The following is a 12,920-nucleotide window of genomic DNA, read 5'->3' as shown; positions in this document are numbered from 1 at the left end:
TATAAGAATTGGGGCATTCTAATAATTTATAAATATTTATGGAGGGTTTACAATCACATATTGAAGCATTGATTTTTGTTGCTGAGCAACCAGTGTCTCTTAAAGACATGCAGGAAAGCCTGGTTCGGATGGTTGGATTATCGTTGAGTAAAGAAGAAATTGAATCACACGTGGAAATCCTGATTCAAAAATACCATGAAGGCGAATTTGCCTTTGAAATAGTGCCGCTGGCAGGTGGCTATCAGTTTCTAACCAAGCCGGCTTTTCAGCCAACAGTAAGTGAATTTTTAAAGCATAAACTCAATAAAAGACTTTCCACCAATGCGCTGGAAACACTTTCCATTATTGCTTACCGTCAGCCAATTGCCAAAACAGAAATTGAAAAAATAAGAGGCGTGAATTGCGATTATACCATTCATAAATTATTGGAAAAAGAGTTGATCACCATCCTTGGGAGAAGTGAAGAATTAGGCAAGCCGATTTTGTATGGCACAAGTACTTTTTTTATGAATTACTTCGGTATTAATTCAGTAAATGATCTTCCAAAATTAAAAGACATCCAGCAATCAACGGATAATGTGATTGGAAACCCTTCCGAGAATTAACTATTTGCGAACGATTTCATCCATTCTGAAATCTCCGGTCTTTCAATTGCCGTTTCTATATGTTCTTCATTTGCCAGTTTCTCTAAAAGCTCTTTGATAGCTTTTCCTTTGCGCAAAGCCTCAGCATACGGGATGTGGCTGAAGGAAACCATAGAATAGGGTGAGATGAATTCCTGTGGATATTTTTCCGTTAGAAGCTTTTCAATTTTTTTCTTTTTAAGAAAATGCGGATCGGCAACCAGGTCGCGCATCTCAATAAAATTATTCAATGCCAATTCTGCAATCGCATCTGCATTTGGTTTCCGTAAGCTCTCAAATTCAGATAGGATCAACTGCCAGTTTTCTCCATGCCTGGAGATTAAATCATCCAGCACAGTGCAGTCTTCAAATCCACAATTCATACCCTGACCGAAAAAGGGCACCATAGCATGCGCGGCATCTCCAATAAGGCTGGCTTTATCTTCCGAGGTCCATGGAAAGCATTTTACAGTAACAAGAGATGCTACCGGATTATTTAGAAAATCCTCTTTATAAGCAGGCATTAATGGAATACAATCCGGAAAATATTCTTCAAAGAAATGCTGAATGTCAGCTTCCGTTTTTAATGTTGAAAATGAGAGTGATCCGTCAAACTGAAAAAACAGTGTGCAGGTAAAGCTTCCGTCAAGATTCGGCAATGCAATCAGCATAAAGTTTTTTCTGGGCCATATATGCAAAGCATTTTTGTAAAGAAGATGATGCTCATTAATTCCGGCTGGAATAGTTAATTCTTTATATCCATGTTCAATATATGATTGAGAATAATTAAAGCGATCGGTAAATTGCATGCTATGGCGTAGAGCAGAATAAGCACCATCTGCACCGAAAAGCAGGTCAAATGATTGTACTTTTTGAGAAGAGGTACTGGCGGAAAAATTGGTATTATTTTCAATGAAAAAGGTTTGCACATTAAATATAATTTCCCGCCTGTCCAGATCTATCCTGTCAGCTCTATTATTGAAATTAATCCGGATATTTGGCTGTTGTTCGGCAACATTCAGTAACAGTTTGTTTAAGGCACTTCTGGAAACGGAATATATTGCCTGATCTGTTTTTCCATATGGCTGAAGATTTTGTTTACCATCTGTTCCGTGTACCATCCTTCCATACATTGGAATGGCAATTTTTGTTACTTCATCTTTAAGACCAACATTATCTAACCCACGCCAGCCTCGGTCGCTTAAAGCGAGGTTTATAGAACGGCCGGCAGCTATTTTTTCTTTCCGCATGTCGGGACGTCTCTCAAAGACAGAAACAGCATATCCGCGGCGGGCCAGATAAATGGAAAGCAGAGAACCAACCAGACCTGCACCAATAATAGATACGTCTTTATGAATCATGATTCCCAATTATAATGTATTTAAAAAAGCTCCAACTTTCCAGACGTCTTCAAAAGAGTTATAGAGAGGTACCGGGGCCATACGAATTACATTAGGTTCACGCCAATCCGCTACTATTTGATTTGCCTTTAATCCATTAGAAATTTCTTTTCCGCCCGATGTATCAACAAGCGATAACTGACATCCGCGTTCTTCAGCATTCCGGGGAGAAATTATTTTAAGGGTTCTATCGGGATGATGTGTATTGAAATCCTCTACTATAAATTCAAGATAGGCTGTAAGGGCTTTACTTTTTTTTCGAAGGTTAGACAAGCCCGCATCCATAAAAATTTCCAGAGCGGCACGATGAATTGCTAATGAAAAAACCGGAGCATTACTGAGTTGCCATCCGGCCGCACCTTTTTGCGGGTAAAATCCCTTTTCCATTCTAAACCTGGTAGTTTCAACATTGCCCCACCATCCTGCAAAGCGCGGCAAATCAGAATTATTACCATGTTTTTCATGGACAAAAATACCTGCAACACCTCCGGGTCCGCTGTTCAGGTACTTATAGCTGCACCAGCATGCAAAATCAACATTCCAATCGTGAAGGTGCAGCTCCGCATTTCCAATTGCATGAGCAAGGTCAAACCCGACGCAGGCGCCTGCCTTATGACCCGCCTCAGTAATTGCTTGCATATCGAATAGTTGACCCGACAGATAATTAACACCGCCAATCATAATTAAGGCGAGCTGATCTTTGTTTTGCTCTATAACAGATAGGATGTCCTCCAGCTGCAAAATGGTTTCTCCTTCTCGGGGCATTATTTCAATGATTGCGTTCTGCGGATCATAACCATGATACCTTACTTGTGTTTCAATTGCATATTGGTCGGATGGAAATGCATTGGCTTCCATCAGAATTTTATACCTGTCCGGCTGAGGCCTGTAAAAGGAGACCATCAAAAGATGAAGGTTAGCAGTTAGAGAACCCATTGCTACTACTTCCACTTTTTGTGCACCTGTAATTTTTGCTAAGGCGTTTTCGCAAAAATGGTGATAATAGTACCACGGGTTATTAGCTGTAAAGTGACCTTCAACACCGTATTTCGACCAATCCATAAATTCCTGTTCAACATATTCACGGGCTGACTTTGGCAACAAGCCTAAGGAATTACCGGCCAGATATATTACTTCTTTATCATTTGTCCTGGGTACATGAAAGCATTCACGATATTTTTTTAAAGGATCAGCAGTGTCTATCTGTCTCGCAAAATCAACTGAATTAATAAAATGCATTTTTTTATGCTGTTAAGAGAGAACCAATAGGTGAATGACAAAAATAAAATTGTCACAAAGTGGATAAAAATAAAAAACAATTCTTTCCGAATCGTACTTACTACAGTAGAAATCTCTGCATATCGTTCAGTGAAGAGAGATTAAACCCCTCATTTGAATATTGTAATTTCGAATGGATTTTTTATCTCCTTTCTGTGCGTTACGAAAAAAAATATCATTTATACCTTTTACTGCTTGCTGTGGGATGTGTTTTCTGCTCTTACGAATACGGGTTTTTCAATAATAAAAAAACTGAATTGCAGAAAGCAGCAAAGGGTATCACCGATAAGACAAATCAGCTTGAAAAGGAGCTCGATACAAAATTTTCGGATTCCGTAATCAGGAAGCTAATTGTAGCGAAGCGTTACTGGAATGATATTAATCAACTTCATTCGTTGCCTTATGAACTTCTTTTTTATCAGGGAGATTCGCTTATCTTCTGGAATAGTAATGATATAATTCCTACCAAAGCTTCCGCAAGTTTTTCACCTGGCTTTAGCTTTCAAAAGTTTAGAAACGGTTACTATTTAGTAGATGCAAAAACCTTATTACTACCGGGTGATTCAATAGCCTGCAGCATGCTGGCAATAATTCCTGTAAAGTTTGAGTATGAAGTGACTAATACTTATTTACAGCCGCAGTTTTCCGGCTTATTTCCTCTTGCCAATTATTTTAGAATTTCTCCATCGGCAGACAAAGATTGCTTACCTATTACCGATGCATATGGTAAAACTCTGTTTTACCTTAGTGTGGATGACGTCAACTTTGAAAACCATCCACTGTTAGGTTCCCTCCTTCTTTTTATTGCCGGGTTTCTTTTTCTGATTTTTTCTTTTGGCTGGTTGCTCCAACTATTGCCTACAGAGAAATATTTATTTCTACGTCCATTAATTCTGCTTGCTCTGTTTTTACTGCTTTCAGTTTTTTTATCGCAGCAAATTTTATTGCCAAGAGGAGTACGTAACTGGAGATTGTTTGATCCGGATCTTTTCGCTTCTTCCGGCGTGGCATCATCCATCGGAGCTTTACTTATACAATTGTTATTTCTGCTGTGGGCATGTATCCATTTAACTAAACACCTTCAATTACATGTTCGACTCAGCATTTCTTCTGCTCAAAATTATCTTATCCATCTTGCAGGATACCTTATTGTATTTCTTCTTACCATTTATACTGTAGATACGATTCGGGCACTAGTGCGTGATAGTAAAATACAGTTTTCATTTCTTAATCCGCTTGATCCTGATTATTACAGCATCGTGGGCGTGCTGTGTATTGCAATAATTTTTATCTGCCTTTTTCTTATTTCGGGAAAAATAATCGGATTGCTTAATGTAAATCCAATAAATAAATTAGATGCCTCTATCATCCTTTGCATTTGCAGCTTCACCGGAGTGTGGTATTATTTATTAAAAGACCTCCTGGATACAGGTCTATGGATCGTAGTATGGATAAATATCTTTATTCTGATTCTTCCTTTTTTTTATTACCGCGGAAATTTTCATCTGAAATTCGGGACGCTTTTTTTAATGATGGTATTTATGTCAGGTTCCGGCGCAATGATGCTGCAATTGTACAGCGATCAGAAAGAGAAAGCAACCCGAATTACGTATGCTAAAAAACTGATCAATACCAAAGATGCTGTCTCCGAATTCTTATTAAGTGATTTGAAGCCACAAATTTCAAACGACAAAATCTTAATCAGCAGTTTTCGAAACCAACTGATAGATGAAAAGTCATTCAGCAGCCATCTTCAGCAAAGATATTTTCAGGAAAGATTCAACAGATATCAGGTTGCATTTTTTCCACTTGATGCTTACGGCGACCAGCTCCCTGAGTTGGGGAGTGATAACAGCGCCTATATTTCAGAATCTATTGTAAAATCAGGGATGGCACCAGTGCCTGATGATTCTTCGCTATATTATTCCTATTCGCCTAATGGAAACATCACCTACCTGGCAGAATACAGGATTGAAGAGGGTGATCATTTTCTGGGGAAACTATTTGTTCAGCTTACCACTAATGCATATAAAGGTGCAGCAGTATACCCGGAATTGTTACTTGATGAAAAGGATAAGCTTCCTATTGCTTTTCCCGATTACTCTTATGCTGTTTACCATAATGACCAATTGCTCGATAAAGGGGGCTACTTCGGTTACGATTACCTTTTGGACTGGTCGATTGATCCAAAGCGGGAGTCACAATATATAAATGATGAAGGAAGCAGTCACCTGGTATATAACTCCGGTGACCATATGATAATTGTTGTTTCTAAAAAAATAGACTGGCTCGGTTCTTTTACCTCTCACTTTTCATTTTTATTTGTAGTGATGTTTGTTTTAACACTCATCATTTTAATTATCAATACGGTTGCTGAAGGAGCTTTTCAAATTTCCATTAGCCAGTTGCTCCGTACATCCCCGCTCAGAACACTTATACAGAGTTTCTTTATGGTCATGATTTTTGCTCTGATCCTGATAATCGGATTAATAACCGGGCAGTTTTTTCTCATGCAATTCGATAATCTTACAAAACAAAGTGTTTCTCAAAAGCTTCAGGAAGTAAATGAGTCCATGCTTACGGTATTAAATTCAAAAGCAATGCTTAAGGCTACTGACTGGCAGGACATTAATTCTGTTTTAAAGAAGCGCATAAATGGATTGGCCCGTATCCAGCAGGTGGATGTTAATATTTTTGATTTAAGTGGTACTGAAATAGCTTCTTCACAGCCCAGTATTTTTGAAAAAGAACTGATATCAAAAAAAATAAATCCTGTAGCGTTTTATGAAATGAATGACGAAAATGATGTTAGCCTGGTAAAAGAAGAAAAAGTAGGAGGTCTCAAATATTTTGCGGGTTACCAGGCCATTCGTGATGAAGATGGAAACCTTATGCTCTTTGTTCATATACCCTACTTTAACTCCGGTCAGCAATTGAATGAGCAGGTCGGGTTCTTCTTTGTTACGCTTGTAAACATTCTTGTTTTTGCAACCATACTTGCAGGGCTTTTTGCCCCATTTATTTCGCGTCTCATTACTCAGAGGCTGGCTATTATCGGCGAAAAATTTAAAAAAGTAAAAGTTGGTGCGGCCAATGAACCTATTGAATGGCTTGCCAATGATGAGATTGGAAGTGTAGTGGAGGAGTTTAATAAAATGATAGCGGAGCTGGAGCGCAGCGCCGCTCTCTTAGCAAAGTCGGAGCGGGAATCTGCCTGGAGAGAAATGGCAAAGCAAGTGGCGCATGAAATAAAGAATCCATTAACTCCGATGAAGTTAAGCATTCAGCATTTGCAGCGTGCCTACGAACAAAAGTTACCACATCTGGAAGAATTGACTCAAAAAGTAACGCGAACACTTATTGGACAAATCGACAATTTAAGTCATATCGCAACTGAATTTTCAAATTTTGCACAAATGCCAAAGCCTCAAATTGAAAATGTAGATGTGAATGAGGTGCTGAATTCCAGCTATGATCTCTATAAGGAACAGGAAGGGATAACCGTGCATCTTCATTCGTATGCAGAGCATTCTATGGTTTCAGCCGACAAAAAGCAATTGCTTCGGGTGTTCAATAATTTGATACTAAATGCGGTTCAGGCAATACCTCCTGAAAAAGCCGGCAAGGTGGATGTAGTAACGGAAAATTCCAACGGTCATCTTATTATATCTATTCGTGACAACGGTATTGGCATTTCAGTAGATGAAGAAAAAAAAGTATTTACACCAAACTTTACCACTAAGTCTTCTGGCACCGGACTGGGATTGGCCATTACAAAAAATATTATAGAAAATTTTGGTGGCAGCATTTCGTTCTCTTCTGAAAAAAATAACGGGACTACCTTTTTTATTCAGTTGCCACTCATTTCAGAAAATTAGAAATGTCATTAAACCATCATATTCAATAACTTATTTTTTACACATAAATTATATTATGTAATCCAGTAACTTGTTTTCACCTCTCGCCATGAACCGACGTCCCTTATTAATTTTTTACCTCCTTGTCGGATATATATTCGTTGCATTTGGCTGGTGGATTATTCTATTGGCCCGAATCACAAGCCAGGCATATAACGAAAAAAAAGAATTAACGGAGTTAAATGAAAAATTTATTGCGCGCCCTAACAGCAACCATCAAACGGAGCTTGCAAGCATTAATCAGGATCAGCATCGGAAGATTATAATGATTTTTGGAGAAGGTTCTGTATTTCTGATTATCCTTCTTATTGTAACCTGGAAGACTACTAAAAGCCTCAGACATGAAGTGCGTGTGAACCGACAACAAAAGAACTTTTTGTTATCCATTACTCATGAGCTCAGATCTCCAATTGCTTCTTCCAAAGTAGCCTTACAAACTTTATTGAAGCATCCTAACCTGGCAAAAGAAAAATATGAGATTCTATTAAATAATTCTGTTCAGGATATGGACCGCTTGCAGGGTCTGGTAGAAAATTTACTGCTTGCTACAAAAATTGAAGACCATACTTTTGAAATGGGAAAAGATGCCTGTGACCTAAGTGATATTACGAAATCAGTAGTGGAGAAAACCAAAGAAGCAATTTCGCAACGCAGGGTTTTTGAAACTAACATCCTCCCTGACGTAATGGTGCTTGGAGATAGAATGGGATTAACCAGTGTAGTCACCAACCTGGTGGAGAATGCTGTAAAGTACTCTCCTGAAGGAAACCTTATCCGGGTTTCACTTTCAGAAGAGAATAACCGGGCCCAGTTAACAGTTGCTGATAATGGTTTTGGGATTCCGGATAGTGAAAAGAAAAAAATTTTTCAGAAATTTTACCGGGTTGGTCATGAGGAGACGCGTAAAGCACGAGGTACGGGATTAGGTTTATACATAGTTGACCGTATTCTGGCACTTCATCAGGGAAAAGTTAGTGTAAAGGATAATCAGCCTAATGGATCAGTATTCGAGGTATCACTTCCAAAAGCATTATAATTGTAAACTAACTGCTGCTAAAAAATTAATGCGTATAATAATTTATTCATAAGAACAATCAATTTATGCTACAACCACGTGTGCTGCTCGTAGAAGATGAGGAAAATCTCCTTGATGTTATAAAGATGAACCTGGAGCTGGAGGGATATGAAGTGGAAGAAGCCAATACGGGTCCGCTTGCGCTTAAAAAATTTTCTCAACAGCGATTCAATTTGGTGATTCTGGATATTATGTTGCCGGAGTTGGATGGTTATCAGGTTTGCCAGACAATCAGGGTTACAAACAGTGAAATGCCCATTTTATTTTTAACAGCCAAAGATACCAGTGAAGATAAAATTAACGGGTTCAAAGTTGGGGCTGATGACTACCTGACCAAACCATTTAACCTTGAAGAACTGCTCTTTCGTGCACGGGTATTAATCCGGCACAGCTTTAAAGGAACTGAAATGGAAAAAGATAGTTCCACCTTTCACTTCAGCGACAATGAGATTAACTTTTCCACTTTTACTGCCAAAGGAAAAGATCAAAAAGAAATTCGCCTCACCAAGCGCGAAACTGCGCTGCTGAAATTATTAGTAGAACGGAAAAATGAAGTAGTATCGAGAAAACAAATTTTGCAAACAGTGTGGGGCTATGATGTTTTTCCCTCCACCCGAACCATTGATAATTTTATATTAACCTTTCGGAAATACTTTGAACCTGATTCCCGCAAACCAAAATATTTTCATTCTATAAGAGGTGTGGGATATAAATTTACTGATCGTTAATAATCTATAATGTTGAAACCGGAACATTTCGCTTATGCTTCCATCTTCGGTGGCTCCAGAGCCAGGTAGCGGGCTTTTCTATAATATCTTTCTCCAACCGCTGATTAAAAAGTTGCGTAAGGGCCGCCTTTGGTAGTTGTTCAGGATGGTTATCCAGTGTTTCAATATATATATAATAATAGCCGCGCTTTATTTTCTTAACCCCCGCATAGACTGCCGGATATTTAAGCTTAGCCGCAATTAATTCAGCACCCTGAAAAACAGGCGTATCCTGATTTAAAAACTTCATCCACAGCTCTGTTTCCCTTGGTGGAGTTTGATCGGCAATAAAAACAGTAGTTGACAATGTGCTTTTATTGCTAAGCATTTTCCGAATGGCGGAATTCATTGGCAGTGGTCTTGCCCCAAACCTGCTCCGTAGATTATAGATTAATTTATCGAAGTTGTGATTAGTCAAAGGGCGATATACTACATTCAATTGATAGGGAGACTGACTACTCATGCTTAACCCAGCCCATTCCCAATTACCGTAGTGGCCCATCAAAGCAATTACATTTACACCTTCTGAAAAGAAATTATTAAATACAGCCATAGACCCGGGAGCAAATTGACACCGGTTTATTATCTCTTTTTTCGAGATCGTTAATGACTTAATGGATTCCATCAAAAGATCACAAAAATGCTGATAAAATTCCCTTGCAATAGTCGTTATTTCCTGCTCACTTTTAGAAGGAAAAGCATTTCGTAGGTTTTGGTAAACTACTGCTGTTCTATATCCAATAATATGATAAATGACGGTAAATAACAGATCAGAAAACAGATAAAGAACCGGAAAAGGAAGAATGGATATCAAATAAATGAATGGCAAAGCGAGATAATAAGCTACAACCTGCATTTTGTAAAATTAAACAAGAGCGCTATTAACAAAAGTGATTAATCTTTATAAATAAAAGATTAATACTAAACTTAGCTTTCAAAGCAACGTTTGCGAAATGAATAACTTTCATTGGATGCAAATCCTGAACATTACCTTCTTATATTTCTTTTACAACCTCTTTTGCACTTTTATCTTTTTGCAATCCCAAAAATACAGGATGGCGCATTTGACAATCCTGAGTCCATTCTGAGAATTTGATATTACTGACTAATACAGGCTTTCCCACGTTACAGGTCCGTTGGAAGAAACCCGGGTAGTTAATGGAGATCTTTCAGTGGTTAATGGTTTCATTTTTTCAAACAGTTCTTTAAGACTCTTATCATTGAACCCTGTTCCGGCGTGGCCAACATATATTAGCTTTCCAGCATTATACACACCTAATAACAGCGATCCGAAATATTTTCTTCCACCCTTTGGAGTGGTAAATCCTATAATGATGGCCTCCTGCTCATAATGGTATTTGATTTTCAGCCATTCTGAAGTATTTCATCGATGCATTATTCCTTAGTCTTTGCTGATACTACCTTTTTTAATTCTTTATTAATAAGGGAAGATGCTGGCGTTAGCTTTTCACTATCATACGGTTCACTCGTTGCGTATTCATCCTTATGTTTAATCAACAGCCAGGAGTTATTTTCTGCTGTTTTCATTTTTACAAGGGCCCATTCTCCTTTCAATTTTTTTCCCTGGATACTGAATTTTATATTTCCCTTTTCAAGATTCTGTAATATGGCTTTCTCAGTAATTAGATTATGTTTTTCATCTACCGGAGTATAGGTTCCCTGATCCCAAATTTCTACAATGCCGGCGCCGTAATTTCCCGCCGGAATAGTTCCTTCAAAAGTCCGGTAATCGTAAGGATGGTCTTCAACCATCATGGCCAGCCTTTTATCTGCAGGATTCATAGAAGGGCCCCGGGGAACAGCCCAGCTCTTTAATACACCATCCATTTCAAGGCGAAAATCATAGTGAAGACGGGTAGCTTTATGGCGCTGGATTACAAATGCTAGTTTTTTTTTTGAGGAAACTATTTTTCCTTCCGGTTCGGAAGTCTGATTAAAGTTTCTTTTCTGCTTGTAGCTCGCAAGACTCATGATGCTTTCTTTTTACCGCTGGATAAGCTCTCTTTTAATTGGCTCATGAGGTCCCCGGTTCGATGCACTACCTCTAATTTCGGAGCCACAATCTTAGCACCTTTTGCCTTAGCTTTGATTACTTTCATCAGCTGCTCGGTATACGTATCTTTATATTTTTCAATATCAAATTTGGATGATAGCTGACCAATAAGCGACATTGCCATTTCCAGCTCTTTCGGTTTTACTTCATCCTTACCAGGCAGATTTAATTCTGATTCATCTCTGATTTCCTCAAAAAAACGAATTCTGTTAAGCACAATCACATTAGCGCTTGGTTTCAGAATAGCGAGATGCTCTTTACTTCTTAACACAAAAGTGGCAATGCCTACTTTGCCAGATTTTTTGAGGGCTTCACGAAGCAAAGCATAAGCCCTTACACCAGACTTGTCTGGTTCCAGATAATAAGGCGTTTCATAGTAGGTACTATCTATTTCATCTTCCTGCACAAAATCCTCGATCTCTATTACTTTCGATTTTTTTGCATTAGCACTTTCAAAATCCTCAGAGTTAAGAATTACATAGCGATCGTTATATTTATAGGCACGTACAATGTTCTCATACGGCACCACTTTTCCGGTAGTTGCATTTACCCGTTGAAAACGGATATTCGACTCGTCTTTCTTGTCGAGCATATCAAGATCCAGCTCGCTGTTTTGAGTAGCACTGTAAAGTTTTACAGGGATGTTAACAAGGCCAAATCCAATGGCGCCGGTCCAGATAGATCTCATAGCTGTTAGTTTGTTTCAAGAATTTTCATCAAAATTTTTTCTTCAGAAGTTATCCCTGTTTTATTATCGTTTTCTTCAATCAAATTTAGTTCATTAATATACTTATCTAACTTTTTTCCTTCATAAAGCTGAACAATTATGGGATGCACATAATATTTTTTACAAACTGTTCTGGTATTCCCAAGTTGCTTTGCCACCATATCAAGTGCAGCGGGGATTTTTTGTTTCATATCATGAACCGTTTCATACGCTCCTAATTCTTTAAATGCAATCAATGCATGTACGGTACCTGCCCACGTTCGAAAGTCTTTCGCCGTAAAATCACCACCTGAGATGGTACGTATATAGTCATTCACCATGCCCGAGTCAATGTCGTGCACTTTGCCCTGACCATCATAAAATTCAAAGAGCTCCTTGCCTGGAATATCCTGGCATCCCTTCACAATTTTTGCAAGCTTTTTACTTTTTAAAGATATGTTATGCTTTACGCCTTTCTTCCCTTTAAAGATGAATTGCAGTTGAGAGCCATTAACAGCAACATGCTTATTTTTAAGCGTTGTTAAGCCGAACGATCCATAGAGCTTTTCATAAAAAGCGTTTCCAATACGAATATTAGTGCGCTCCAGAAGGCTCACAATAGCAGCGAGCACTTTCTCCTGGGGATAACCCGGCAGGGATAAGTCCTTTTCCAGCTTTAACCGAATAGAAGGCAACTGTTTTCCAAAATCCAGCAACCGGTAAAATTTGGTGTGATTCCGGACCATGCCCCATAACGGATGATAACGATATTGTTTTCTCTTTTTAACATCAACTCCAGTGGCTTGTAAATGGCCATTGGGAAGCTTACAGATCCATACATCATCCCAGGCCGGAGGAATTACCAGCTTCTTAAAGCGGTCTAACAAGTCCGCTTCGTTCACCTTTTTTTCTCCATCTATATAATAAAAAATTTTGCCATTCCGTATGCGCTTATAACCAGAACGCTGGTCACTGACATAAATCAGGTGCACTGCTGTGGCACTCTTCGTTACGTCTTTTATTGCCGATTTAATAGTTCGCTTATCAAGCTGGATATCGTCACCCAATATTATCGCCATA

General features: G+C 38.6%; 11 protein-coding genes. 4 read left to right on the top strand and 7 right to left on the bottom strand.

The features are described from left to right. Positions 1–38 precede the first annotated feature (38 nt). Complete coding sequence (gene scpB / locus H0W62_01070) at positions 39–605, top strand: SMC-Scp complex subunit ScpB (protein ID MBA3647136.1); 567 nt, start codon at positions 39–41, stop codon at positions 603–605. Here scpB and H0W62_01065 read toward each other — a convergent pair. Both H0W62_01065 and kynU read right to left on the bottom strand, forming a co-directional pair. Further along, complete coding sequence (locus H0W62_01065; GenBank protein ID MBA3647135.1) at positions 602–1,981, bottom strand: FAD-dependent monooxygenase; 1,380 nt, start codon at positions 1,979–1,981, stop codon at positions 602–604. The two genes, scpB and H0W62_01065, sit on opposite strands and share 4 nt — an antisense overlap. Positions 1,982–1,993: 12 nt before the next feature. Continuing rightward, a complete protein-coding gene (gene kynU / locus H0W62_01060; protein ID MBA3647134.1) occupies positions 1,994–3,262 on the bottom strand; it encodes a kynureninase in 1,269 nt (422 codons plus the stop codon). Positions 3,263–3,321: 59 nt separating this feature from the next. Here kynU and H0W62_01055 point away from each other — a divergent pair, with 59 nt between their 5' ends. From H0W62_01055 to H0W62_01045, 3 genes are all read left to right on the top strand, one after another. Then, a complete protein-coding gene (locus tag H0W62_01055; protein ID MBA3647133.1) occupies positions 3,322–7,179 on the top strand; it encodes a HAMP domain-containing histidine kinase in 3,858 nt (1,285 codons plus the stop codon). An 88-nt stretch (positions 7,180–7,267) separates the two neighbouring features. Then, complete coding sequence (locus H0W62_01050; GenBank protein MBA3647132.1) at positions 7,268–8,254, top strand: GHKL domain-containing protein; 987 nt, start codon at positions 7,268–7,270, stop codon at positions 8,252–8,254. 65 nt (positions 8,255–8,319) lie between these two features. Continuing rightward, complete coding sequence (locus H0W62_01045; GenBank protein ID MBA3647131.1) at positions 8,320–9,021, top strand: response regulator transcription factor; 702 nt, start codon at positions 8,320–8,322, stop codon at positions 9,019–9,021. A gap of 4 nt (positions 9,022–9,025) precedes the next feature. On the opposite strand, the gene H0W62_01040 is transcribed toward H0W62_01045, so the two are convergent. The 5 genes from H0W62_01040 to H0W62_01020 all read right to left on the bottom strand — a co-directional run bounded on the left by H0W62_01040 (position 9,026) and on the right by H0W62_01020 (position 12,919). Continuing rightward, positions 9,026–9,916: a lysophospholipid acyltransferase family protein gene (locus tag H0W62_01040; protein MBA3647130.1), complete on the bottom strand. Its 891-nt coding sequence runs from the start codon at positions 9,914–9,916 to the stop codon at positions 9,026–9,028. Between the two features lie 249 nt (positions 9,917–10,165). Then, positions 10,166–10,333 carry a hypothetical protein gene (locus H0W62_01035; GenBank protein MBA3647129.1) on the bottom strand — a complete coding sequence of 56 codons (168 nt, stop codon included), beginning with the start codon at positions 10,331–10,333 and terminating at the stop codon, positions 10,166–10,168. 122 nt (positions 10,334–10,455) lie between these two features. After that, a complete protein-coding gene (locus tag H0W62_01030) occupies positions 10,456–11,052 on the bottom strand; it encodes a 3'-phosphoesterase (GenBank protein MBA3647128.1) in 597 nt (198 codons plus the stop codon). Next, positions 11,049–11,822 carry a Ku protein gene (locus tag H0W62_01025; protein ID MBA3647127.1) on the bottom strand — a complete coding sequence of 258 codons (774 nt, stop codon included), beginning with the start codon at positions 11,820–11,822 and terminating at the stop codon, positions 11,049–11,051. Before H0W62_01025 ends, H0W62_01030 begins: the two co-directional genes overlap by 4 nt. A 5-nt stretch (positions 11,823–11,827) precedes the next feature. Further along, positions 11,828–12,919 (bottom strand): DNA topoisomerase IB, encoded by a 1,092-nt coding sequence (locus H0W62_01020; GenBank protein MBA3647126.1) that lies wholly within the window; start codon positions 12,917–12,919, stop codon positions 11,828–11,830. Position 12,920: the final 1 nt, after the last annotated feature.

It is taken from the genome of Chitinophagales bacterium (assembly GCA_013816805.1).
Classification (GTDB): domain Bacteria; phylum Bacteroidota; class Bacteroidia; order Chitinophagales; family UBA10324; genus MGR-bin340.
The sequence above is the reverse complement of the archived record's forward strand: the minus strand, read 5'-3'. Positions and strand labels throughout refer to the sequence as shown.